This is a genomic window from Pseudomonas sp. PvP027 (assembly GCF_017833005.1).
Classification (GTDB): domain Bacteria; phylum Pseudomonadota; class Gammaproteobacteria; order Pseudomonadales; family Pseudomonadaceae; genus Aquipseudomonas; species Aquipseudomonas congelans.
Map to the genome: position 1 here is coordinate 3,593,352 of NZ_JAFIBK010000001.1, position 24,909 is coordinate 3,618,260.

At 58.4% G+C, this 24,909-nt stretch carries 22 protein-coding genes; 17 read left to right on the forward strand and 5 right to left on the reverse strand.

Annotated elements, in window-relative coordinates:
- Positions 1–473: 473 nt before the first annotated feature.
- The 7 genes from JOE33_RS15335 (at position 474) to JOE33_RS15365 (ending at position 7,213) form a co-directional block, all read left to right on the forward strand.
- Positions 474–1,820: an OprD family porin gene (locus JOE33_RS15335; RefSeq protein ID WP_096103306.1), complete on the forward strand. Its 1,347-nt coding sequence runs from the start codon at positions 474–476 to the stop codon at positions 1,818–1,820.
- Between the two features lie 169 nt (positions 1,821–1,989).
- A complete protein-coding gene (locus JOE33_RS15340; RefSeq protein WP_024648852.1) occupies positions 1,990–2,628 on the forward strand; it encodes a peroxiredoxin in 639 nt (212 codons plus the stop codon).
- Between the two features lie 506 nt (positions 2,629–3,134).
- The gene (locus JOE33_RS15345) at positions 3,135–4,100 is read left to right on the forward strand and encodes a sulfonate ABC transporter substrate-binding protein (RefSeq protein WP_010435801.1); all 966 of its coding nucleotides are present in this window, start codon (positions 3,135–3,137) and stop codon (positions 4,098–4,100) included.
- 28 nt (positions 4,101–4,128) lie between these two features.
- Positions 4,129–4,926: an aliphatic sulfonate ABC transporter permease SsuC gene (gene ssuC / locus JOE33_RS15350; RefSeq protein WP_032614408.1), complete on the forward strand. Its 798-nt coding sequence runs from the start codon at positions 4,129–4,131 to the stop codon at positions 4,924–4,926.
- Positions 4,923–5,735, forward strand: coding sequence for an aliphatic sulfonates ABC transporter ATP-binding protein (gene ssuB, locus JOE33_RS15355; protein WP_096101952.1), 813 nt, complete (start codon positions 4,923–4,925; stop codon positions 5,733–5,735). The genes ssuC and ssuB overlap by 4 nt, the downstream gene beginning before the upstream one ends.
- A gap of 26 nt (positions 5,736–5,761) precedes the next feature.
- Positions 5,762–5,977, forward strand: a complete 216-nt coding sequence (locus tag JOE33_RS15360; protein WP_002555770.1) for a TOBE domain-containing protein — start codon at positions 5,762–5,764, stop codon at positions 5,975–5,977.
- Between the two features lie 144 nt (positions 5,978–6,121).
- Complete coding sequence (locus tag JOE33_RS15365; RefSeq protein WP_187625501.1) at positions 6,122–7,213, forward strand: RHS repeat-associated core domain-containing protein; 1,092 nt, start codon at positions 6,122–6,124, stop codon at positions 7,211–7,213.
- A 46-nt stretch (positions 7,214–7,259) separates the two neighbouring features.
- Here JOE33_RS15365 and JOE33_RS15370 read toward each other — a convergent pair whose 3' ends face one another.
- Entirely contained in the window at positions 7,260–7,904 is a 645-nt protein-coding gene (locus JOE33_RS15370) for a TetR/AcrR family transcriptional regulator (protein WP_187625500.1), read from the reverse strand.
- A 331-nt stretch (positions 7,905–8,235) separates the two neighbouring features.
- Complete coding sequence (locus JOE33_RS15375) at positions 8,236–9,612, reverse strand: glutamine synthetase family protein (protein ID WP_003413528.1); 1,377 nt, start codon at positions 9,610–9,612, stop codon at positions 8,236–8,238.
- 593 nt (positions 9,613–10,205) lie between these two features.
- Between JOE33_RS15375 and JOE33_RS15380 the strand changes: the two genes are divergently transcribed.
- The 7 genes from JOE33_RS15380 to JOE33_RS15410 all read left to right on the forward strand — a co-directional run bounded on the left by JOE33_RS15380 (position 10,206) and on the right by JOE33_RS15410 (position 18,495).
- Positions 10,206–11,564 (forward strand): glutamine synthetase family protein, encoded by a 1,359-nt coding sequence (locus tag JOE33_RS15380; RefSeq protein ID WP_002555767.1) that lies wholly within the window; start codon positions 10,206–10,208, stop codon positions 11,562–11,564.
- Positions 11,565–11,632: 68 nt separating this feature from the next.
- On the forward strand, positions 11,633–12,997 hold the full coding sequence (locus JOE33_RS15385) for an aspartate aminotransferase family protein (RefSeq protein WP_187625499.1): 1,365 nt from the start codon (positions 11,633–11,635) through the stop codon (positions 12,995–12,997).
- A 141-nt stretch (positions 12,998–13,138) separates the two neighbouring features.
- Positions 13,139–14,236, forward strand: a complete 1,098-nt coding sequence (locus JOE33_RS15390; RefSeq protein ID WP_032614400.1) for a polyamine ABC transporter substrate-binding protein — start codon at positions 13,139–13,141, stop codon at positions 14,234–14,236.
- Between the two features lie 171 nt (positions 14,237–14,407).
- Positions 14,408–15,502 (forward strand): polyamine ABC transporter substrate-binding protein, encoded by a 1,095-nt coding sequence (locus JOE33_RS15395; RefSeq protein ID WP_032614398.1) that lies wholly within the window; start codon positions 14,408–14,410, stop codon positions 15,500–15,502.
- A gap of 55 nt (positions 15,503–15,557) precedes the next feature.
- Positions 15,558–16,700 (forward strand): polyamine ABC transporter ATP-binding protein, encoded by a 1,143-nt coding sequence (gene potA / locus JOE33_RS15400; RefSeq protein ID WP_010438884.1) that lies wholly within the window; start codon positions 15,558–15,560, stop codon positions 16,698–16,700.
- Positions 16,697–17,617 carry an ABC transporter permease subunit gene (locus JOE33_RS15405; protein WP_003372160.1) on the forward strand — a complete coding sequence of 307 codons (921 nt, stop codon included), beginning with the start codon at positions 16,697–16,699 and terminating at the stop codon, positions 17,615–17,617. Before potA ends, JOE33_RS15405 begins: the two co-directional genes overlap by 4 nt.
- Positions 17,614–18,495 (forward strand): ABC transporter permease subunit, encoded by an 882-nt coding sequence (locus tag JOE33_RS15410; RefSeq protein ID WP_003394422.1) that lies wholly within the window; start codon positions 17,614–17,616, stop codon positions 18,493–18,495. The genes JOE33_RS15405 and JOE33_RS15410 overlap by 4 nt, the downstream gene beginning before the upstream one ends.
- A 355-nt stretch (positions 18,496–18,850) precedes the next feature.
- Here the strand turns inward: JOE33_RS15410 and JOE33_RS15415 are convergent, their stop codons facing one another.
- Positions 18,851–21,238, reverse strand: coding sequence for a penicillin acylase family protein (locus JOE33_RS15415; RefSeq protein ID WP_187625498.1), 2,388 nt, complete (start codon positions 21,236–21,238; stop codon positions 18,851–18,853).
- A gap of 271 nt (positions 21,239–21,509) precedes the next feature.
- On the opposite strand from JOE33_RS15415, the gene JOE33_RS15420 reads away from it, so the two are divergent.
- A complete protein-coding gene (locus JOE33_RS15420; RefSeq protein WP_032614394.1) occupies positions 21,510–22,451 on the forward strand; it encodes an alpha/beta hydrolase in 942 nt (313 codons plus the stop codon).
- Here the strand turns inward: JOE33_RS15420 and JOE33_RS15425 are convergent.
- Both JOE33_RS15425 and JOE33_RS15430 read right to left on the reverse strand, forming a co-directional pair.
- Entirely contained in the window at positions 22,448–22,639 is a 192-nt protein-coding gene (locus JOE33_RS15425) for a hypothetical protein (protein WP_096126348.1), read from the reverse strand. The genes JOE33_RS15420 and JOE33_RS15425 overlap by 4 nt on opposite strands.
- Before the next feature lie 51 nt (positions 22,640–22,690).
- Entirely contained in the window at positions 22,691–23,449 is a 759-nt protein-coding gene (locus JOE33_RS15430) for a DUF2059 domain-containing protein (protein WP_003372151.1), read from the reverse strand.
- 141 nt (positions 23,450–23,590) lie between these two features.
- On the opposite strand from JOE33_RS15430, the gene JOE33_RS15435 reads away from it, so the two are divergent.
- Complete coding sequence (locus tag JOE33_RS15435; RefSeq protein WP_032614391.1) at positions 23,591–24,226, forward strand: 2OG-Fe(II) oxygenase; 636 nt, start codon at positions 23,591–23,593, stop codon at positions 24,224–24,226.
- Between the two features lie 138 nt (positions 24,227–24,364).
- On the forward strand, positions 24,365–24,802 hold the full coding sequence (locus JOE33_RS15440; protein ID WP_025991017.1) for a DUF4399 domain-containing protein: 438 nt from the start codon (positions 24,365–24,367) through the stop codon (positions 24,800–24,802).
- Positions 24,803–24,909: the final 107 nt, after the last annotated feature.

The following is a 24,909-nucleotide window of genomic DNA, read 5'->3' on the forward strand; positions in this document are numbered from 1 at the left end:
TGGCAGCGCTAGCCGTCAAAGTGGTGACAACTGTCATATTTCATCACTAACCTCTCTGAAGTGCCCGTTTTGAAAGGCTTTTGCCGGAAGGCAAATGGCGCGCTGTCGTAAGGGATTATGACCGACCGGCTTCGGTTTGGCTGGTCAGTGGCACAAAACCAAACGATCTGACGAACGGTATCAAAATAAATTTTGGGAATTACACAATTAGGTCGATACACTCCGTGACGTCCTGGCTGACACGAGTTGTGACATATGCCTGATTGTTCTTAGGGGTTGAAGAAATGCTTCCTTTTAGGCATGAAAAGTGTTCACTGACGTGCGGCCAATGACATACGCGGTCTAGTCAAAAGTCGGGGTGTACAGAAACCATTGACCTCCAGGTCGGGACTGTCGCCTTTCGCAATATCTCTGGGTCAGGGCAACGCCCGGCACCAGAGACATAAAAAATTAGATTCACGAGGAGCGTAGTAATGAAGAAGTCCACCCTGGCCTTGGCCGTAACCGTTGGTGTATTGGCTCAGCAGGCCGGTGCAGCTGGTTTCCTGGAAGACAGCAAAGCGTCCGTTAGTTCTCGTACTCTGTATTTCAATAACGACTTGCGTGAAGGCTTCCGTGCTTCCGACCAGCGTGAAACCGCTACCGGTCTGAAATTCGACTACCTCTCTGGATTTACTCAGGGGACCGTCGGTTTTGGCCTTGATGCGCAAGCTGTAATGGGTCTGCATTTGGGTGGCGGCATTGAGCACCATAATGCCAACACATCTAACACCGTTGTTCCGACCGATACTGATGGTTCTTCGGTCAGCGACTGGTCCCGTGTTGGCGCCAACGCCAAGATGCGCTTCTCCAAAACTGAATTGAAGGTCGGTAATGCTTTGGCACCGAACCTGCCAATTCTGGTCAGCAACGATGGTCGTCTTCTGCCTCAGGCTTTCCAGGGCGGCATCCTGACTTCCAAGGATCTGGACAACGTTACCTTCACAGCTGGTCAGCTGAACAAATCCATCGGTCGTGCTTCGAGCAACTGGACTGACCTGTCCGTGGCCGGCGCTTCCCAGACCTCCGACCAGTTCCGTTTCGCGGGTGCTGACTGGAAAGTCACCAAAGACCTGACCCTGCAGTACTACTACGCCAACCTGGAAGACTTCTACAAGCAACACTTCCTGGGCCTGGTTCACGTCTATCAGATCGATAGCGATCAGTCTTTCAAGACCGACCTGCGTTATTTCAACAGCAGCTCTGACGGTAAAAACAGTGAGGCTGCATCAGGCTATCGTTTCAACAACAACGGTGGTTACGCCTCGCACACCGGCGAAGTCGACAACCAGACCTGGTCTGCAATGTTCACTTACGCCTTGGGCGGTCACTCGTTCATGGTTGGTCACCAGCAAGTAGGTGACAGCGGCGGTATGGTCTATCTTGGCCAAGGTAACGTAGTGGACAGTCGCGGTCGCCCTGAAGGTAACGGCGGTTCGAGCTTCTACCTGTTCACTGATTCGATGATCAACGGCTTCAACCGCGCGGGTGAAAACACCACCTTCGGTCAGTACTCGTATGATTTCGCCAAGGTTGGTGTTCCGGGCCTGAAGGCCGCGATTGCTTACCTGAGCGGTGATGACATCCGTGACGTCAACCGCAATCTGGGTAGTCACTCTGAGTGGGAACGCGATATGCGCGTCGACTACGTAATTCAGAGTGGTCCACTTAAGGGCTTCGGTACCACTGTACGTCACGGCACCTTCCGTGGTGACGTCGCTACCACTGCCGATACCGATCAAACCCGTATCCTCTTCAACTACACCTACAACTTCATGTAAGTGTATTGAAGCTCAAAGGAACCCCGCCCCGTGCGGGGTTTCTTTTGCCTGTTTTTTGATATTCCTGGCAGGTCTATGAGGCGCATTATTTATTCTTTTTAACTTCTCTCGACAGGGCGCACAGTAGTGCTATACCAAGGCCTACCCGATACAGACAAGGAGCAACACCATGACACTGCGACTTGGCGACATCGCCCCTGACTTCGAGCAGGAATCCAGCGAGGGTCGTATCCGTTTTCATGAATGGCTCGGCGACAGCTGGGGTGTGTTGTTTTCTCATCCGGCTGACTTCACGCCGGTGTGCACCACCGAGCTGGGTTTTACTGCCAAATTGAAAGACGAGTTCGCCAGGCGCGGCGTGAAAGCCATTGCGCTGTCGGTGGACCCGGTCGATTCGCACATCAAGTGGATCGACGATATCAATACCACGCAAAACACCCTGGTCAACTTCCCGATTCTGGCCGACGCTGATCGCAAGGTTTCCGACCTGTACGACCTGATTCATCCCAATGCCAACGACACGCTGACTGTGCGCTCGCTGTTCGTGATCGACCCGAACAAGAAGGTGCGTCTGACCATTACCTATCCGGCCAGCACCGGGCGTAACTTCCACGAGATTCTGCGCGTTATCGACTCACTGCAATTGACCGACAACTACAAGGTCGCTACGCCCGCCAACTGGGTGGACGGTGATGACGTAGTGATCGTGCCGTCGATCAAGGACGAAGCCGAGATCAAGCAACGCTTTCCCAAGGGCTACAAGGCGGTCACGCCTTACCTGCGCCTGACACCACAGCCAAACCGCTGATTTTCGATCTACCAAGCGTGGGGTTATTCGGGCCGATTTATCGGCCCTTTTTTATTACTCCCCCATGGCCGCCTGCTATGCGCGCGATCAAGCGCGGACGCGGAGCATGGGCACGATAGTCGAGATGATCGTTCCTCACGCTCCAGCGTGGGAATGCCGTGGGTGACGCTCTGCGTCAAAAATCTTCGTCGCGCTGCAAAGTCAGGATCGGACGCGGAGCGTCCAGAGCGGCGTGCCAACGATAGTTGAGATGATCGTTCCTCACGCTTCAGCGTGGGAATGCCGTGGGTGACGCTCTGCGTCACAAATCTTCGTCGCGCTGCAAAGTCAGGATCGGACGCAGCTGGCTATCAGCGAGACCTTTATATATTCATTTATGGAATAACTAAATGAATAAATAAGATTTATAGATATAAAAAATGGCTGCTAATGTCGTGCCTATTCCCACCTTGCTCCTTCCTCAATGGTCGAGCAGGGGACCACTTCAAATAGGTAAAGGAGCGCATATGCGCACTGTCATTTTGCGTCGAGGCCTTGTCGCGCTGTTTGCTGCTGCGGTCGCTCTTGGTGCGGTCACTCAGGCCCAGGCGGAAGATCTGCGCATCGGTTACCAGAAGTACGGCACGCTGGTGCTGCTCAAGGCCAAGGGTTCGCTGGAAAAGCGTCTGGCCGAACAGGGCGTGAAAGTCCAGTGGACCGAATTCCCTGGCGGCCCGCAGCTACTTGAAGGGCTGAACGTCGGCTCTATCGACTTCGGCGTCACTGGCGAAACACCGCCGGTCTTCGCCCAGGCCGCAGGCGCGGACTTGCTGTATGTCGCCTACGAGCCGCCAGCGCCGACCAGTGAAGCCATCCTGGTGCCCAAAGACTCCCCGATTACCTCGGTCAAAGACCTGAAAGGCAAAAAAGTCGTCCTCAATAAAGGCTCGAACGTCCATTACCTGCTGGTCAAGGCGCTGGAAGATGCTGGTCTGAAATACACCGATATCCAGACCGTCTTTCTGCCTCCGGCCGATGCGCGTGCCGCTTTCGAGCGGGGCAGCGTGGATGCCTGGGTCATCTGGGACCCGTACCAGGCCGCTGCTGAAAAGCAACTGCAGGCGCGGACCTTGAAGGACGGCAGCGGCATTGTCGACAACCATCAGTTCTATCTAGCGACCAAGCCGTACGCACAGAAAAACCCCAAGGTGATTCAGGCCCTGATCGAAGAGGTCCGTGCGGTGGGCGAGTGGTCCAAGGCCAATCCCGATGAAGTGACCCGACAGGTCGCACCGTTACTGGGGCTGCCGGCCGACATCACCCTGACCTCGGTCAAGCGTCAGGGCTACGGCGCGCAGTTCATCACTCCGCCGGTGGTGGCGGCACAGCAGAAAATCGCTGACACCTTCTACCAGCTCAAGCTGATTCCAAAGCCGCTCAGCATTGCTGATGTGGTCTGGACACCTCCTGCTGCTGTTGCTCAAGCACAGTGATCGTCAGGCCCTTCGAGGAGACAACTCCATGAGCCTCAGTGCTTCGCAACGCATCGTTCATCGACTGGCGCCCTGGGCACTTCCAGTCCTGTTGTTGGCAGTCTGGCAGCTGTCGGTCAGCGCCGGCTGGTTATCCACACGCATTCTGCCCGCGCCGAGCGCGGTCATCGAAGCGGGCATAAACCTGGTCGCCAGCGGCGAAATCTGGACGCATCTGGCTATCAGCGGCTGGCGCGCCGGGATCGGTTTCGCCATTGGCGGCGGCATCGGTCTGGCGCTGGGCTTTATTACCGGCCTGAGCAAATGGGGTGAGCGTCTGCTGGACAGCTCGGTGCAGATGATCCGCAACGTGCCGCACCTGGCGCTGATTCCGCTGGTCATCCTGTGGTTCGGTATCGATGAGACCGCCAAGATATTCCTTGTCGCGCTCGGCACCCTGTTCCCGATTTATCTGAACACCTACCACGGCATCCGCAACATCGATCCTGCGTTGGTGGAAATGTCCCGCAGCTATGGCCTGTCCGGTTTCAGCCTGTTCCGTCATGTGATCCTGCCGGGCGCCATGCCTTCGATTCTGGTAGGCGTGCGCTTTGCGCTGGGCTTCATGTGGCTGACGCTGATCGTCGCGGAAACCATTTCTGCCAGCTCCGGCATTGGCTACCTGGCGATGAATGCGCGGGAATTTCTGCAAACCGACATCGTGGTGCTGGCCATCGTGTTGTACGCCGTACTCGGCAAGCTGGCCGATCTGGCGGCGCGTGGCCTGGAACGTGTCTGCCTGCGCTGGCACCCGGCCTATCAAGTGAGCAAAGGCGGTGCCGCATGACCAGTCTGAAACAGCAACCTCCACACTTGCTGCGTGGCATCCCGCTGGCGGTGCACAAGCTGAAAAAAGCGTTCGGCACCCGCGAAGTGCTCAAGGACATCGACCTGCACATCCCTGCCGGTCAGTTCGTTGCCATCGTCGGCCGTAGCGGTTGCGGCAAAAGCACGCTGTTGCGCCTGCTCGCCGGCCTCGACAAACCGACGCAAGGGCAGTTGCTGGCCGGCTCTGCGCCATTGAACGATGCTCGCGAAGACACGCGATTGATGTTTCAGGAAGCGCGCTTGCTGCCCTGGAAAAAGATCATCGACAACGTCGGCCTCGGGCTGAGCGGCGACTGGCGGGCGCAGGCCCTTGAAGCGCTTGAGGCCGTCGGCCTTGCCGAGCGCGCCAACGAGTGGCCTGCCGCATTGTCCGGTGGTCAGAAGCAGCGTGTTGCCCTGGCCCGTGCGCTGATTCACAAACCGCGCCTGCTGTTGCTCGACGAGCCGTTGGGCGCGCTGGACGCCCTGACCCGGATCGAAATGCAGCAACTGATCGAAAAGCTGTGGGGCCAGTATGGTTTCACGGTGCTGCTGGTGACCCACGACGTCAGCGAGGCTGTGGCCATTGCCGACCGAGTGATCCTGATCGAAGAAGGGCAGATCGGTCTCGATCTGCTGGTCGACCTGCCACGTCCGCGTGTTCGTGGCTCGCATCGCCTTGCGGCACTGGAGGCCGAAGTGCTCAACCGCGTGCTGGCACTCCCTGGCTCGCCACCCGACCCGGAACCGTTTTCGCCACTGCCCACGCAATTGCGCTGGGCAAATTAACCCTGATCCCCAAAGGAAGACATGCCATGACTATCAAAGCCATCAACGTTCGCAACCAGTTCAAAGGCACCATCAAGGAAATCGTCCACGGCGACGTATTGTCGGAAATCGACGTACAGACCGCATCGGGCGTCGTGACCTCGGTCATCACCACCCGCTCGGTCAAGGAGCTGGAGCTGGTCGTTGGCAGTGAAGTGATTGCCTTCGTGAAGTCGACTGAAGTCTCCATTGCCAAGTTGTAATTGCCGTAATGGAACACCCCGGACGGTGAAAGCCCCTCCGGGGCGTTTCTGTTTGTCGTCAGGGCGATCCTAGTAGATCTGCCAGCTAGGCAATGCCGCCATTGAGGTCGAAGCTGATGGCTCGAACACTGGCGGGAGAACGCCATGACGCCTACCACCTCAGCGGTATTGTGCCGCTATCGCTACGATCCGCTTGACCGTCTGGCGAGTACCTCGCCGGCCGGTCAGGGCGCTGCGCTACGTTTCTACTGCAAGAGCCGTCTGGCCACGCATATCCAGGGGGCGATTCGGCATACGATTTTTGGTCATGACGAGCACTTACTGGCCCAACAAAAGCACTCGGTTACCGGCTATGAAACGAGCCTGTTGGCGACCGATCAACCGGTTTCGGTGTTACACGGGGTGAGTGGCGCGGGCATCGAGTCTGCTGCCTACAGTGCTTACGGTTATAGCGATGCCGAAAATGGATTTGATTGTTTAATGGGATTTAACGGCGAGCTACGTGATCCGGTGTCCGGACACTATCTTTTGGGTAATGGCTACCGAGCGTTCAATCCGGTGTTGATGCGATTTAACAGCCCGGACAGTCTCAGTCCATTTGCAGCCGGCGGGATCAATTCGTACGCCTACTGTGAAGGTGATCCGATGAATAAGCGTGACCCTACAGGGCACAGTGGGAAGTGGTCTTTAATAAAAGTCCTTTCCAGGATTCTTACGCTCGGTCGATCAGCCACGTCGAACTCGAGAAGACTTCTTGATCAGCCTGCAGGAAAGCTTGAAAGAAGTCAGTCGCTCGTTCAGCTTGCTTCGCCCAAATCAGCATTTGATATGGACAAAACCTTGATAGGCTTCCATGGCTCGACGCTAGAGGATGGAAAAAGTTTGATGCAAGGGCTCAATCCCTCATATATGAATAGCTCCGCAGGTTTAAGCAGTGGGAGGGGGTTCTATGTAGCCCCCACCAGAACAATGGCTTCAGACTTCGCCGAGGTTGCAGCTAACTATAAGCCTGGCTCGACGCCCGCCGTTTACACCGTTCACATGAGCCATTACCCCGCTAGAATGCCGGGGCGGGATTATCGCTTCGGTACTATGGGGGAGGGAGGTTTAGGGCCGCGTGGTTTGGGGGATATGGAGCTGGTTATAAAGGAGCATTTATACAGGGCTATTTCCATACGTCATACCGAGGCCGGTGCGCGATTGACATTGCCGCGAGCGTCCGAGGCGCCTTTTTAGCGAGTGATGGAATTATGAATATCGCACGCTTACGGGCATTCGAGGCTCACAGGGCTTGAAGCAATTCTCTTTTTGGCAAGAATGCAGGTAAGTAAAGTCCCAGATAAGCATCAAACACCCGCATGCCTTCTTCGGCCATGCGCGGTGTAATCTCGTCGTGTAACTGAACCGACCGCGCATACACCCGATCCCCCAGTTCCATCGCCAGCGCAAACACATCTACATCGTCGGGCAGTGCGGGCAACTGGAAGTGGCGGTCAAACACTTCAAGCATCAAGTGCCCCAGTTCAATGTCGTGCTGTCGATCGGCCTGGTTGATTTCGGTCAGGCCGTGCTGGGCGAGGATCAATTGCCGGGCGGCGGCGTCGGCGTTGTAGATGGCCAGCATGCGCAGCTCGACGATGCGTGACAGGTCGCGCCAGGTGGTGAGCTGATCGTGATCGATGGGAGCCTGCAGCGAGGCGCGAAAGGCGGCGTGGATGTCGGCGGTCAATGCTTCAAGCAGCGCGGGTACGCTGGCGAAGAAGTGGTACACCGAGGATGGCGGAATGCCGGCTCGCTCGGCAACGCTGTAGATCGACAGGCTGGCCACCCCCTGTTCGGCAAGCAGCGTACGTGCGGCGTCGAGAATCGAATCGATTCTGGCCTGGCTGCGTGCTTGAGGTTTGCGAGGAGTGGCGGCGCGGGTCATGGGCGTGGCTCTTGGGTGGGCTGCGGGCATTGTAAGGGATTCTGACGGGATGAATCGCTGTCGTCGCCAAACGATTATGGCTCCCACGCTCCGCGCTCATCGGTATACACAAATCCAACTGTTTATCGTGCCAATGCTCCGCGTTGGCACGCAGTTCGTGACGCTCTGCGTCACAAATTCGGGCCGCACCGCATGTTCAAGATCGGACGCAGAGCGTCCAGAACGGCATTCCCACGCTGGAGCGTGAGGAACGATAGGTGTCCGGGGGGGACACCAGACAAAAACGCCGCAAGACTCAAAGCCTGCGGCGTTTTGTGTTGCTCGGCCTCAATCAGACCGTATGCAGGTACCAGTTGTACTCGAGGTCGGAGATGGAGTGTTCGAACTCTTCCAGCTCGCTCTCTTTACAGGCCACGAAAATATCGATGTATTTCGGGTCGATGTACTTGGCCATCACCGGGTTGTCGTCCAGCTCACGCAATGCATCGCGCAAGTTATTCGGCAGGCTCTGTTCGTGCTGTTCGTAGGAGTTGCCTTCTACCGGGGCGCCAGGCTCGACCTTGTTGACCAGGCCGTGGTGCACGCCGGCCAGGACAGATGCCATCACCAGATACGGGTTGGCATCGGCACCGGCAACGCGGTGTTCGATACGTACCGCATCGGCGGTGCCGGTCGGTACGCGAACGGCGACAGTACGGTTATCCAGACCCCAGGTCGGTGAGTTGGGCACATAGAACTGCGCACCAAACCGGCGGTACGAGTTGACGTTCGGGCACAGGAAGGCCATTTGTGCCGGCAGGGTCTCGAGCACACCGCCGATTGCGTGACGCAATGCGGCGTTCTGCTCGGGATCCTCGCTGGTGAAGATGTTCTTGCCATCGCGATCCAGAATCGAGATGTGAACGTGCAGACCATTACCCGCCTGACCCGGATAGGGCTTGGCCATAAAGGTCGTGTCCATCTCGTGATCGTAGGCGATGTTCTTGATCAGGCGCTTGAGCAATACGGCGTAATCACACGCCTTGATCGCGTCGGCGACGTGATGCAGGTTGACTTCGAACTGGGCCGGGGCGCTTTCCTTGACGATGGCGTCGGCAGGGATGCCTTGTTCCTTCGCACCTTCGAGGATGTCCTGAAGGCAATCGACGTATTCGTCGAGGTCGTCGATCAGATAGACCTGTGTCGAATGCGGGCGTTTGCCGGAGATCGGCGAGCGGGGCGGTTGCGGGCGACCGTTCACGTTCTCCTGATCGATCAGGTAGAACTCCAGCTCGAACGCGGCGCAGATGGTCAGGCCCATTTCGTCGAATTTGGCGACGACCTGACGCAATACTTCACGCGGGTCGGCGAAAAACGGGTCGCCTTCGAGTTCGTGCATGGTCATCAGCAATTGCGCGGTAGGGCGCTTTTGCCATGGCTCGTTGCACAGGGTGTCGGGGATGGGATAACAGATTCGGTCAGCATCACCGATATCCAGGCCCAGGCCGGTGCTTTCCACCGTGGAGCCATTGATATCCAGAGCAAATAAAGAGGCAGGCAGGTTGATGCCCTTCTCGTAAACCTTATGGAGGCTGGTGCGTTCGATGCGTTTGCCACGCACCACACCATTCATATCTGCAATCAGAAGGTCAACGTACAGAACCTCAGGATGTTCCTTAAGGAACGCGTTCGCTTCGTTAAGCTGAACGGCACGCGGGGGTACCGACATGATGCAACACCTTTGTTGTTAAAAATATCAATCATCAATGATTGCGGATCTCAGTCAATCCGAAAGCCATGATGAAGTCAATAGAGCCTCTTTTGCCCTAAAACTGCGCCATATGGCCTTTTTTGCTGCTATTTAGGGCGTTTTATTCCGTTTCTGACCGCTTTTAAATATGAGCTAGAGCGGCCTGTCTTCTATTCTTAACGGGTTGTTGTATAAAAAAATGAACGAGGCTAAGCTCGATCTCAACCCAGTAGAGCAACAATAGCGGGGGTCAAATGCTTCACCTTTCCCTGGTCGACACGCGACTATCAAGTCCTTACAGCGCCCATCATGCCTGTGATATCGGTGCTCGTGGTGGGTTGCCACGTATTGCGACATCCCTGAACGGCTCTCGAAGCCAGTCTGCTCTACTCTCAACGCTGGACATTACCACTATAGCGGCGTCGTCGGTGTGACCGCGGCCGTCTGGAAATCCGGCCCCGCAGCTGTCACCTTACCCCTAATCGGCGTCTGCCGAAACGAGTTGTACATCATGACGCCAATGCGTCTGGAACGCCTGATCACGATCAGGACAATAAAACCCTGAGGTATTTATGAGTACCAACCTCGACCAGCTCACCGATTGGTTGAAAGAACACAAGATTACCGAAGTCGAATGCATGATGTCCGACCTCACCGGGATTACCCGCGGCAAGATCTCGCCGACCAACAAGTTCATCGCTGAAAAAGGCATGCGCCTGCCTGAAAGCGTGCTGTTGCAGACGGTGACCGGTGACTACGTAGAGGACGATATCTACTACGAGCTGCTGGACCCGGCAGACATAGACATGATCTGCCGTCCCGACCAGAACGCGGTGTATCTGGTGCCCTGGGCGGTCGAGCCCACTGCGCAGGTGATTCACGACACCTACGACAAGCAAGGCAACCCCATCGAGCTGTCGCCACGCAACGTGCTGAAGAAGGTACTCAAGCTCTACGCCGATCAGGGCTGGCAGCCCATCGTGGCGCCGGAGATGGAGTTTTACCTGACCAAGCGCAGCGACGACCCTGACTATCCGCTACAGCCTCCGATCGGACGCTCCGGGCGTCCGGAAACCGGCCGTCAGTCGTTCTCGATCGAAGCAGCCAACGAATTCGATCCGCTGTTCGAAGACGTCTATGACTGGTGCGAACTGCAGAACCTGGACCTGGACACGCTGATCCACGAAGACGGTACGGCGCAGATGGAAATCAACTTCCGTCACGGTGATGCCCTGTCGCTGGCCGACCAGATTCTGGTGTTCAAGCGCACCATGCGCGAAGCCGCCCTCAAGCACGACGTCGCGGCGACCTTCATGGCCAAGCCGATGACCGGCGAGCCGGGCAGTGCCATGCACTTGCACCAGAGCATCATCGACATCGAGACCGGCAAGAATATCTTCTCCAATGAAGACGGGACCATGAGCGAGCTGTTTCTGAACCACGTCGGTGGTCTGCAGAAGTTCATCCCCGAGCTGTTGCCGCTGTTCGCGCCCAACGTCAACTCGTTCCGGCGCTTTCTGCCCGACACCTCGGCGCCAGTAAACGTCGAGTGGGGCGAAGAGAATCGCACCGTCGGCCTGCGTGTTCCGGACGCCGTACCGCAGAACCGTCGCGTGGAAAACCGCCTGCCGGGTGCCGATGCCAACCCTTATCTGGCCATCGCCGCCAGTCTGCTGTGCGGCTTCATCGGCATGGTCGAAGGCATCAATCCGAGCGCTCCGGTGGTCGGACGAGGTTACGAGCGGCGCAATCTGCGTCTGCCGTTGACCATCGAAGACGCGCTGGAGCGCATGGAAAACAGCAAGACCATCGAAAAATACCTGGGCAAGAAATTCATCATCGGTTACGTCGCGGTCAAGCGCGCCGAGCATGAAAACTTCAAGCGCGTGATCAGTTCGTGGGAGCGGGAATTCCTGCTTTTCGCCGTCTGATCACGCAGAGCGCCGCTGCGGTTAATGCGCGGCGCTCTGCCAACTGACCTGATCAAAGGAAGTGCTGCATGAGTGCCAACAACCCGCAAACCCTCGAATGGCAGGCCCTGAGCAGCGAGCATCATCTGGCACCGTTCAGCGACTACAAACAGTTGAAAGAGAAGGGCCCGCGCATCATCACCCGTGCCGAGGGCGTTTATCTGTGGGACAGCGAGGGCAACAAGATCCTCGACGGCATGTCCGGCCTGTGGTGCGTGGCCATCGGTTATGGCCGCGAAGAACTGGCCGACGCAGCCAGCAAACAGATGCGCGAGCTGCCGTACTACAACCTGTTTTTCCAGACCGCCCACCCGCCGGTGCTGGAGCTGGCCAAGGCCATTTCCGAGATTGCACCGCAGGGCATGAACCATGTGTTCTTTACCGGTTCAGGCTCCGAAGGCAATGACACGATGCTGCGCATGGTCCGTCATTACTGGGCACTGAAAGGCCAGCCGAACAAGAAAACCATCATCAGCCGCGTCAATGGCTATCACGGCTCCACTGTCGCCGGTGCCAGCCTGGGTGGCATGACGTACATGCACGAGCAGGGCGACCTGCCGATTCCGGGGGTGGTGCACATTCCACAGCCATACTGGTTCGGCGAAGGCGGCGACATGACGCCGGACGCGTTTGGCATCTGGGCTGCAGAGCAACTGGAAAAGAAAATTCTCGAGCTGGGCGTCGAGAACGTCGGTGCGTTCATTGCCGAGCCGATCCAAGGCGCAGGCGGTGTGATCGTCCCGCCTTACTCTTACTGGCCGAAGATCAAGGAAATTCTCTCCCGCTACGACATCCTGTTCGCCGCCGATGAGGTGATTTGTGGCTTCGGGCGTACCAGTGAGTGGTTCGGTAGCGATTTCTATGGCCTCAAGCCCGACATGATGACCATCGCCAAAGGACTGACTTCCGGTTACGTCCCGATGGGCGGCCTGATCGTGCGCGATGAAATCGTCGCGGTGCTCAATGAGGGCGGCGATTTCAATCATGGCTTTACCTACTCCGGACACCCGGTGGCGGCCGCGGTTGCGCTGGAGAACATCCGTATCCTGCGCGAAGAAAAGATCGTCGAACGGGTCAGGTCGGAAACGGCACCGTATTTGCAAAAGCGTTTGCGTGAGTTGAGCGATCATCCGCTGGTGGGCGAAGTCCGGGGTGTCGGGCTGCTTGGGGCCATCGAACTGGTGAAGGACAAGGCCACCCGCGAGCGCTATACCGACAAGGGCGCGGGAATGATCTGTCGAACCTTCTGCTTCGATAATGGCCTGATCATGCGGGCTGTGGGCGATACCATGATCATTGCGCCGCCGCTGGTGATCAGTTTTGCGCAAATCGACGAGTTGGTAGAGACGGCGCGCAAATGCCTGGATCTGACGCTGGCGGTGTTGCAGGGCTGAAAACGCGAAAAAAGCGTCGATTCGAGCGCAATGTGCATTGTTTGAGGGGCTTTGGCTTGAAAGCCTGCCCAGGAAGTTGCCAGACTAATGGCTACACGCCGCTAACTGACGGTCAGTGATAAAAATACATTGGAGCTACGCATGAAAAAATTTGGCAAGACCCTTCTCGCGCTGTCCCTGATGGGCGTTGTGGCCACTGCTGCGCAGGCCGATGACAAAGTGCTGCACGTCTATAACTGGTCCGATTACATCGCGCCGGACACCGTTGCCAAGTTCGAGAAAGAATCGGGCATCAAGGTGGTCTACGATGTTTTCGACAGCAACGAGACGCTCGAAGCCAAATTGCTCGCTGGCAAATCCGGCTATGACATCGTCGTACCGTCCAACAACTTCCTGGCCAAGCAGATCAAGGCCGGCGTTTATCAGGAGCTGGACAAGTCCAAGCTGCCGAACTGGAAGAACCTCAACGAATCGCTGCTCAAGGCCGTGTCGGTCAGCGACCCGGATAACAAGCACGCATTCCCGTACATGTGGGGTTCTATCGGTATCGGCATCAACCCGGACAAGGTCAAGGCCGCGCTGGGTGCTGACGCGCCAGTCAATTCCTGGGACCTGCTGTTCAAGCCCGAGAACGCTGCCAAGCTGAAGTCGTGCGGCATCAGCTTCCTCGATTCGCCGACCGAAATGCTGCCGATCGCCCTGCATTACCTGGGTTACCCGACCGATTCTCAGGACAAGAAGCAGATCGCCGAAGCTGAAGCGCTGTTCATGAAGATTCGTCCGTCGATTGGCTACTTCCACTCTTCCAAGTACATCTCGGACCTGGCCAACGGCAACATTTGCGTCGCCGTCGGCTACTCGGGTGATATCTACCAGGCCAAATCCCGTGCTGCCGAAGCCGGTGGCAAGGTCAAGGTTGCCTACAATATTCCGAAAGAAGGCGCCGGCAGCTTCTATGACATGGTCGCCATTCCCAAGGATGCCGAAAACGTCGAGGGTGCCTACAAGTTCATGACCTTCCTGATGAAGCCGGAAATCATGGCCGAGATCACCAACGCCGTGCGCTTCCCGAACGGCAATGCGGCGGCTACGGCGCTGGTCGACAAGGAAATCACCAGTGACCCTGGCGTTTATCCACCTGCCGACGTTCAGGCCAAACTGTATGCAATCGCAGACTTGCCTGCTGCCACGCAGCGGATCATGACCCGCAGCTGGACCAAGATAAAGTCAGGTAAATAAGTCTGTCATCAAACCTGTGGATGCTGCGTAGCCTTGGCCGCGCAGCATCCAGCAGACAGGAATATTGCCTAAACCTTTGCTGGTTGGACGCATAGACGGTAAGTTGCGCGCCGGTTTGGTTTTCCGGACGCCCTCCGGCGCTCAGGCCCCTCTGTTAAAAGGACTCATTCTTTGTCTATTTCTATTCTTTCCAAAGCCTTGCTGGCGGCTGCCGGGCTGACACTGTCGATCAGTGCCCAGGCCGAGTCCACCGTGCATATTTATAACTGGTCCGATTACATCGGCAAGACCACCCTGGCGGACTTCGAAGCCGCAACCGGCATCAAGCCGATGTACGACGTGTTCGACTCCAACGAAACCCTGGAAGCCAAGCTGCTGGCCGGACGCACGGGCTATGACGTGGTGGTGCCGTCCAATCACTTCCTCGGCAAGCAGATCAAGGCCGGCGCGTTTCAGAAGCTCGACAAGTCGCTGCTGCCCAACTACAAGAATCTCGACCCGGCGCTGCTCAAGCGTCTGGAGAAGAACGATCCGGGTAACCAGTACGCCGTGCCGTACCTGTGGGGAACCAACGGCATCGGTTACAACGTCGAGAAGGTCAAGGCAGCACTGGGCGTCGACAAGATCGACTCCTGGGCCGTGCTGTTCGAACCGGAGAACATCAAGAAGCTCTCCAGCTGCGGCGTAGCGTTTCTGGACTCTGCCGATGAAATGTTGCCAGCGGTGCTCAACTACATGGGGCTGGACCCCAACAGCACCAAGGAAGCCGATTACAAGAAGGCCGAAGCCAAGCTGCTGGCGATTCGTCCTTACGTGACCTATTTCCACTCCTCCAAATACATCACCGACCTGGCCAATGGCGACATTTGCGTCGCGGCCGGTTTTTCGGGTGACGTGTTCCAGGCCAAATCCCGGGCTGAAGAAGCGGGCAAGGGCGTGAAGATCGCCTACAGCATTCCGAAAGAGGGCGGCAACCTGTGGTTCGACATGCTGGCGATCCCGGCGGACTCGAAGAACATCAAGGCGGCCAGTGCTTTCATCAACTACATGCTCGACCCCAAGGTGATTGCCAAGGTCAGCGATGAAGTCGGCTACGCCAACCCCAATCCCGCCTCCGGCGAGTTCATGGACCAGAGCATCCGTACCGATGAAGCGGTTTATCCGCCTCAGGAAGTACTGGACCGCCTGTTCGTGAACAGCGAGTTGCCACCCAAGGTGCAACGTCTGATGACCCGCAGCTGGACCAAGGTCAAGTCGGGCAAATAAAAATCCAGCACCCGGCCATACGGGCCGGGTTGCCTACCTGTTGGGAGTTTCACCCATGGCAGTTGCCTCCGGCGCCTACAAGAAAGCCATCGAAGGCGGTCAGCAACCCAAAGAGGTGCTGGTCAGGATTGATCGGGTCACGAAAAAGTTCGACGAGACGATCGCGGTGGACGATGTGTCCCTGCAGATCAACAAGGGCGAGATCTTCGCCCTGCTTGGCGGCTCTGGCTCCGGCAAATCGACACTGCTGCGCATGCTGGCCGGGTTCGAACGGCCGACCGAAGGCCGCATCTACCTCGACGGTGTCGACATCACCGACATGCCGCCGTACGAGCGGCCGATCAACATGATGTTCCAGTCCTATGCGCTGTTCCCGCACATGACCGTGGCGGACAACATCGCCTTCGGCCTGAAGCAGGACAAGCTGGGCAAGTCGGAAATCGACGCCCGCGTGGCGGAAATGCTCAAGCTGGTGCAGATGACCCAATACGCCAAGCGCAAGCCGCACCAGCTCTCCGGCGGTCAGCGTCAGCGTGTGGCTCTGGCCCGGTCGCTGGCCAAAAAGCCCAAGCTGTTGCTGCTCGACGAGCCGATGGGCGCGCTGGACAAGAAACTGCGTTCGCAGATGCAGCTGGAACTGGTGGAAATCATCGAGCGCGTCGGCGTGACCTGCGTGATGGTGACTCACGATCAGGAAGAGGCCATGACCATGGCCGAGCGCATCGCGATCATGCACCTGGGCTGGATCGCGCAGATCGGCAGCCCGATCGACATCTACGAGACTCCGACCAGCCGTCTGGTCTGCGAATTCATCGGCAGCGTCAACCTGTTCGAAGGTGACGTGATCGAGGACATGGAAGCGCATGCGCTGATCCGCAGCCCTGAGCTGGAGCGCAATATCTATGTCGGTCACGGCGTCAGTACCTCAGTGGAAGACAAGCACATCACCTACGCACTGCGTCCGGAGAAACTGCTGATCACCACCGAGCAGCCAGCCTTCGAATACAACTGGTCGCGCGGCAAGGTCCATGACATCGCCTATCTGGGCGGTCATTCGGTGTTCTACGTCGAGCTGCCGGGCGGCAAGCTGGTGCAGTCGTTCGTCGCCAACGCCGAGCGTCAGGGCGCACGGCCTACCTGGGGCGATGAAGTCTACGTCTGGTGGGAAGACGACAGCGGCGTGGTACTGCGCTCATGAAAATCCGCAAGATCAAGCGCGCTTTCGAGCGCATAAAGCCCAACGGGCGGCAGATGGTCATCGGCGTGCCGTTCCTCTGGCTGTTCCTGTTCTTTGCCCTGCCGTTTCTGATCGTGCTCAAGATCAGCTTCGCCGAGGCCGACGTCGCGATCCCGCCGTACACCGAAATCTTCAGCTACGCCGATGAAAAGCTGCAGATGGTCCTCAACTTCGCCAACTACACCCTGCTCAGTGGCGATGACCTGTACGTTTCGGCCTATCTGGGCTCGCTGAAGATGGCCTTCATCAGCACCTTGCTGTGCCTGCTGATCGGCTATCCGATGGCCTACGCCATCGCCAGCGCCCGCAAGGACCTGCAAACCGTGCTGTTGCTGCTGATCATGATGCCGACCTGGACGGCGATCCTGATCCGCGTCTACGCCTGGATGGGCATCCTCAGCAACAACGGGCTGCTCAATGCGTTCCTGATGTGGCTGGGGCTGATCGATGCGCCGTTGCAGATCCTCAACACCAACCTGGCGGTGTACATCGGCGTGGTCTATTCCTACCTGCCGTTCATGATCCTGCCGCTGTACGCCAACCTTGTGAAGCACGACACCAGCCTGCTGGAGGCTGCGTCTGACCTGGGTTCGAGCACCTTCAACAGCTTCTGGAAAATCACCGTACCGCTGTCCAAGAACGGCGTGATCGCCGGCTGCATGCTGGTATTCATTCCGGTGGTGGGCGAGTTCGTGATTCCCGAGCTGCTCGGCGGCCCGGAAACCCTGATGATCGGCCGCGTGCTGTGGCAGGAATTCTTCAACAACCGTGACTGGCCGGTGGCTTCGGCGCTGGCGGTCATCATGCTGCTGGTGCTGATCGTGCCCATTATCCTGTTCAACCGCAGTCAGGCCAAAGAACTGGAGGGCAAGGCATGAACCGCTTTCGATTCTCGAACCTGATGCTGGTTCTGGGTTTGCTGTTCATCTATGCGCCGATGGTGATTCTGGTCATCTACTCGTTCAACGCCTCGCAACTGGTGACGGTCTGGGGCGGCTGGTCGGTGAAGTGGTACGTCGGCCTGCTGGACAACTCGCAACTGATGGGCTCGGTGATGCGCTCGCTGGAAATCGCCTGCTATACCGCCATTGCTGCGGTGGCGCTGGGGACCATGGCTGCGTTCGTGCTGACCCGCATCAGCCGCTTCAAGGGCCGCACGTTCTTTGGCGGGCTGGTCACCGCTCCGCTGGTAATGCCGGAAGTGATCACCGGTCTGTCGCTGTTGCTGCTGTTCGTGGCCATGGCGCAGTTGATCGGCTGGCCGCAGGAACGCGGCATCATGACCATCTGGATCGCGCACACGACGTTCTGTGCGGCCTATGTGGCTGTGGTGGTATCGGCGCGCCTGCGTGAGCTGGACCTGTCGATCGAAGAGGCCGCAATGGACCTGGGTGCCCGCCCGTGGAAGGTGTTCTTGCTGATCACCATCCCGATGATCGCGCCATCGCTGGCAGCCGGGGGGATGATGTCCTTCGCGCTGTCGCTGGACGACCTGGTACTCGCCAGCTTCGTTTCCGGGCCCGGTTCGACGACCTTGCCGATGGAAGTGTTCTCCGCCGTGCGTCTGGGTGTGAAGCCTGAAATCAACGCAGTGGCGAGCCTGATCCTGCTGGCCGTTTCACTGGCGACCTTTCTGGTCTGGTTCTTCACCCGCCGCGCCGAAAACAACCGCAAGCGTGCGATTCAACAGGCTATCGAGGAAAGCGCGGCAGACGCCTGGAAGCAGCCTGATCCGAGGCGCGCTCCGGCGGCGTGAAGACCTGAACGCGGATACACAAGTCCGCTCTTGATTCTGCCCGAAGGGCGTAGGAGCGAACTTGCTCGCGAAGACGTTGGTCGCAAGTCTGCTCTTGATTCTGCCCGAAGGGCGTAGGCGCGAACTTGTTCGCGAAGACGTTGGTCGCAAGTCTGCTCTTGATTCTGCCCGAAGGGCGTAGGAGCGAACTTGTTCGCGAACTGCCGGGGACCGACAGCAAAACCAGCGATCTCGGTTGTGCCTGATGTACCGCACTTGACGGTTTCACTGTCGGTTCCCGACAGTTCGCGAGCAGGCTCGCTCCCACGCCCTCCGGGAAGAAGCCCCGTTTCCGGGCTCGGCGCAGAGAGTGTCGCTACGCCCCCGGCACCAGCCGCAAAACCCCTTCCGTGTGCCTGGCCACGTCCTTCTCGCTGAAGCGCTGGGGCAGGTACTCGCCATTCACGAAGGCTTTGGCCTGATCGGAATAGTGCTTGTCGAACGGCACGCCGCTTTGTCCTACCGGGTTTATCCCCAGGCTGTGTGCCGGGTCGGCAAAGTCGATCAGGCGGCGGGTCGAGGGGCCGTAGCCGACTGGCCACGGGGCAGGGCGGATGCTCGACGACAGGTTGTTCGGTACTTCATGCGTGCCCGGCGCTGCGTACGGGCCGACGTTGAAAATCATGTCCAGCGGCTTCTGCGAACCCAGCGGATGGCCTTGAGTCAGGGTATGCGCCTTGCCCCACACCCATTCGTCCGGGTTGGTGCCGTACAGCGACCTCAAATGCGAAACACTGGCGCGCCAGGCCACCTTGACGGTGTTGGCGCGGCTTTCTTCGTGCGGTGAATTGCGATTGTTCCACCATGGCGAATCGGCATCGGCGGCCAGGCGCGGCAGGGCGGCGTCCAGTACGCGGGCCGAGAGCAGTGTTTCAAACATCGCGTCGCCCAGCTCGTCGTGAAAGGTCTCTTCGGTCAGGTCGAACAGGAACTGATTGAACAGCGTGGCACCCACCGAATCGACGGGGTAATCGCCTTTCCAGCTGGCCAGCCGCTCCACGAGTGCCAGTTCGTCCGGGTCGCTGACGACGCTGCGCAGTACCGGAATCAATGGCCTGAGAATGCTTGGTGCATAGTCGGTCTGCGTGCCCAGTTGCAGCGCTTTGTTGGCGGCCAGGTCCCACTTTATGCTGGAGTCACTCAGTTGCCGGTTGAGCGCCTGGCCACGTTCAGCCGGGTTGTAATAGCCGGGAATCTGCATGCCGGTCGGCGACTGCGGCTGGAAGTTGGCCGATACGATGTAACCACGCGCCGGATTTTCTTCGTGCGGGTTGGCGCTGAATGGGTAGAAGCCCTCTTTGTCGGCCTGCGCGGTGCTGCCATCCAGAATGAAGCCCGGGTTGACGCCTTGCGGACGGATCGGCAGTTGCGCTGCGGCCCACCAGCCGATATCGCCCTTGGCGTTGGCCCAGACGATATTGAGGCCCGGCGACTGAATCTTCTCGGCCGCGCTACGCATCTTGTCCAGAGTGTCGGCACGGTTGGCCTGGTAGAAGCCATCCAGTACCGGGTTGGCAGACACCAGAAAAGACCACCACATGGCAATCGGCGTCTGACCGGCGTTCTTGCCCATCACATTATTGACGATAGGGCCGTGCGGTGACTCCAGCAGCGTCAGTGTGACCGGGGCCTGGCCTTTGACGGTGATTTGCTGCTCGGTGCGTTTCATGTCCGCCCATTGCCCGTGGTACCAGACCTGATTCGGGTTAGCCGGGTTGGTCTTTTCGGCAATCAGGTCCACGTCATCGTTCTGGAACATGGTCAGGCTCCAGCCGAAATCCATGTTGTGCCCCAGAAACGCGAACGGGTTGAGTGCAGGAAAGTGTCCGTACAACTCAAAGCCCGGTGCAGACAGCTGCGCTTCGTACCACACCGAAGGCACCGAGAAGCGAATGTGCGGGTCACCGGCCAGTATCGGTTTGCCGCTTTGCGTGCGGCTGCCGGAAATCACCCAGGCGTTGCTGCCCTCGAACTGCGGCAGGCCCGCATCATCCAGCGCCTTGTGGCTCAACTGAGCGAGCTGCGCCAGCCCCTTCCAGTCGGCACTGGCCAGCGCCGGCTTCGAAGCCAGCATGCCGTCCGGGTGCCAGTCCAGATCGAAGACTTTCAAGTAATCCGGGCCAAGCTGATCGCGCACGTACGTCAGCAATGGCTCGGTCCTGAAGGCTGCCGCGAAGCTGTACGCCAGGTAGCCACCGACGCTGACGGTGTCTTCGGCAGTGAAGTGTCGTCTGGGGATGCCCAGCGCGTCGAACTCCATCGGCCTTGCGTGGGTGTCCTGGTACTGGTTGATGCCGTCGATGTAGGCTTCCAGCGCTTTCCAGGTCGGGGTGTTCTTGTCCTGACGTGCGACATACGCATCCGCATGTTCACGAATGCGCAGGGTACGAAACAGTTTGTCGGTCTCGACCAGGTTCGGCCCGAGTACCTCTGCCAGCTCGCCGCGTGCCAGGCGACGCAGCATTTCCATCTGGAACAGCCTGTCCTGAGCATGGGCATAGCCCAGCGCACGATAAAGGTCGGCTTCGTTCTCGGCGCGGATGTGCGGCACGCCACGCTCGTCGTAGCTCAGGGTGACGGGGGCCTGAAGACGGCTCATGGCGATCTCGCCGTCGCGTACCGGCAACTTGCTGTTTACGTACCAGCCCGCGCCACCTGCAAGCAGGGCGATGATGATGGCTAGAATGAAGAGGCTGCGTTTCATCCGGTTTCTCTGTAAATGGCGTAGGCAGGAATGGAGACTATCGTTGTGATGCAGTTGACTCGATGAAATCCGACACATGAGCCCGTTTGAAGCGGCTTCAGGGCGAACTCAGGCAGGTGAGCTGGCGAGCAATGCCCAGTGTGCAGACAGCAATGTGCACGTTCAATGACAGATGTCTGCGATTACAGCGGCTTAGCTTGCCATGCCGGAGCAGACAGAAGAATATCGTTACACAACTTTACGAGTCCTTTTGTTGAAATCTGGAAACCACATGTCCGCCACGTTTGACCCCGATAACCTGCGTGCCAGCCTGCTGCCGCTGAGCGTTATTGATCCGCTTTCTCTGGATGCCCAGGCCTACCAGCGTTTCTATGGTCTGGCCGGACTGGGCGGCGAAAACGTCATACGCAGCTGGCTGGGGCGTCTCGATGTGGCGGGCTACGAGGTGGTGGGGCAGGTATGGCTGCCTGAAAATCCGGTTGCCACGCTGTTTCTGTTTCACGGTTTCTATGACCACATGGGGCTGTATCGGCATGTGATCGAGTGGGCTCTGGCACAGGGCTTTGCCGTGATCGCCTGTGACCTGCCGGGGCATGGTCTGTCGAGCGGCAATCGTGCCTGCATCAATGACTTCGCCGAGTATCAGTTGGTGTTGCAACGCTTGCTGCTCGAAGCCGAGGGCCTTGGGCTGCCACATCCCTGGCACCTGTGCGGACAAAGCATGGGCGGTGCCATCGTGACGGATCACCTGCTTCATCAGGGGGCTGACTCGCCGGCGCAGGGTGAGGTGATCCTGCTGGCGCCGCTGGTCAGGCCGCGTGCCTGGGGCTGGTCGCGTCTGAGTTATCACCTGCTCAAGCCGTTCGTGAATGGCATTGCCCGCCGTTTCACGGAAAACTCCAACGCGCCCGCGTTCCTGCCTTTTCTGCTGGCCGATCCGTTACAGCCGTTGCGGCTGCCGACTGCCTGGGTCGGCGCGCTGGCGCAATGGATCGTGCGCGTTGAAAGCGCGCCGCGCAGCCTGCGCAGCCCACTGATCATTCAGGGTGAGGCGGACATGACGGTCGACTGGTCGCACAATCTGGCGATCCTGAAAGACAAGTTCAGCCAGCCGCAGATTCTGATGCTGGGGCATGCCCGACATCATCTGGCCAACGAAACGCCAGAGCTGCGGGCCCGGTACTTTGATTTTCTGGAAGGGCGACTTCGTTAGACTTTTTCAGCCTTGCCGGCCTGCAGCGCCTTTACCTGGCGGCGCAGGCGAGAGTTTTCAACGGCCAGTACGACGAGCATCAGCGCCCCGAACACGGCAAAGGCGTCCTGTCCCAGAGAACTCCAGAACAGCCATGAGAAAAAGGCCATGACGATAGCGGTGGCGAGCAGGGCCAATGAGTCTTTCATACGATGGTGTCCATTCCTTTGACCTCAGGCGCTTGAAGGCCTGAACGGTTTTTACTGTCCGGGATTGAGGCTCGACGCACTCTGCCCGACGGCCAGCCCGGCACGAATCGCGGCCAGAGCGGCCTGATAATAGGCTTTGCCTTCCGGCGACTCGGCGAAGGTCGAGAACTCTTCGAGCTCAGGGTCCGACAGGTCGCGATAGACGTACAGCAGCGTGTTGTTCAGATCAGCACTCATCTGCGCCATCAGTCGCTCGCGCTGGCCTTCGAGCATGCCCTGCGCCTGGCCTCCGCCCAGCAGGCCGGGAATCATCTGGCTCAGGCTATCTGCAGCAACGCCTGCGATGGCAAGGCTGACTTCCGCGCCGGCCTCTCTGGCAGGCAGCGCCTGGGCCAGATGGCCGATCAACAACTGACGCGTCGCGTCCGCTTCGATATGCGGCAGCCCCTGTGCATGTTTGGCCAGTTGATCGGCGCGGGTGGCGGTCAGCTCGGCATTGACGATCTTGCGGCCCAGCGGCGACTGGAAAAACTGCAGCGACGGGGCAGGGTCCTTGAGGCTTTCACGCAGGCGCTTCGACGCGCGCTGGTCCATGGCCTGTGGGGCGAAACGCTGATTACTGTTGTTGACCAGCGCTTGATAAACCGCGGGCGGCAGGTTGTTGCTGTAACGCTGTTGGGCAGCCTTGAGGGCATCGTTGAAATGCGCGCGCTGTTCCGGCCAGCCTGCAGACTTGTACAACTGATCGTAGCTGTCTGCCCAGGCAGGTGAGGTGCAGAACATCAACAGCAAAACAAACAAACGACGCATTGGGGACTCCTGTCGGCAGGCCGCTATTCTCCCGGTGTTAGCGTGGATTTGTCGAGTTATGAGTGCCTTCGGTGAATGAAATCTCATGCGCGTAATGCCGCCTGTATAAGCCTCTGTCCGATTTCAGGGCTTATGGATACTATGCACGCCATGCGCATACCCTCTGACCACCCACTGCTGTTACGAATCGTCGACGATCTGGCCGCCAACGGCTGGTCGCAGCAGAATATTTTCCTGCCCGAAGCTCTGACTCTGGAACTTGAGCAAGAGTGCCGCAAACGTGCTGCCGAAGGTGAGCTCGAGCCTGCCGCAATTGGCAAGGGAGCCGCGCTGGAAATACGCGAGGGTATTCGTGGCGACCGCATTCAGTGGCTTGAGCCGGGGCAGGTACAGTGCTGCGACCGCTATCTTGAGCTGATGGACAGTTTGCGTCAGGCGCTCAATCGCGGCCTTTTCCTGGGGCTTGAAGATTACGAAAGCCATTTTGCGCTGTATCCGCCAGGTGCCCGCTACCTCAGGCATGTGGACCGATTCCGCGATGACGATAGGCGCATGGTGTCGGCGGTGCTCTACCTCAACAACGCCTGGTTGCCCGAGCATGGCGGTCAGTTACGCATGTACCTAAAGGACGAGGTGGCTTACGACGTTCAGCCTGCGGGCGGCTGTCTGGTGGTCTTCATGTCCGGCGAAATTCCCCATGAAGTCATGCCCGCCAGCCGTGACCGGCTGTCACTGACGGGGTGGTTCAGGCGCCGGGGCAACGAGCTTTTTCAATGACCTTCGGGCCGCGTTCATGAAAACAGTTTCATCAACGCAATGAGCCATTGAGCCGGACTGCGGTCTATCGTGAGCACTCCTGAAGCGACGGATTCGTCGTTTCAGGGTCGACTTACGTCAACTGCAGCCGGAGCAATCATGAAATCCTTATTTTCTGGAACGATGGTCGCCGGCCTGTTGCTCAGCGCATCCATGCTGGCCAGCGCCGCCGATATACCACGCACCGCCGCCCCCGAAGGCGCCGAGGTGTACATCATCTCGCCCAAGGACGGTGAAACGGTAACCTCACCGTTCAAGGTGCAATTCGGTCTCAAGGGCATGGGCGTCGCGCCTGCGGGGGTCGATGTTCCCGAGACCGGTCACCATCACCTGCTGATCGACGTGAAGGACCAGCCCGCGATGGACGCGCCGTTGCCGGTCAGCGACAACATCCGCCACTTCGGTAAAGGCCAGACCGAAACCGAAATCAACCTGCCGCCGGGCCAGCACACCCTGCAATTGCTGATGGGCGACAAAGGCCACATGCCGCTGAATCCTTCGGTCGAGTCGAAGAAAATCACCATCAATGTGAAGTAGGGCTTTCAGTGCTTGTGTGACGCAGAGCGTCACGAACGGCATTCCCACGCTGGAGCGTGAGGAACGATAGGTGTTCGCGAAACCACTGATCGTGCCCATGCCCTGCG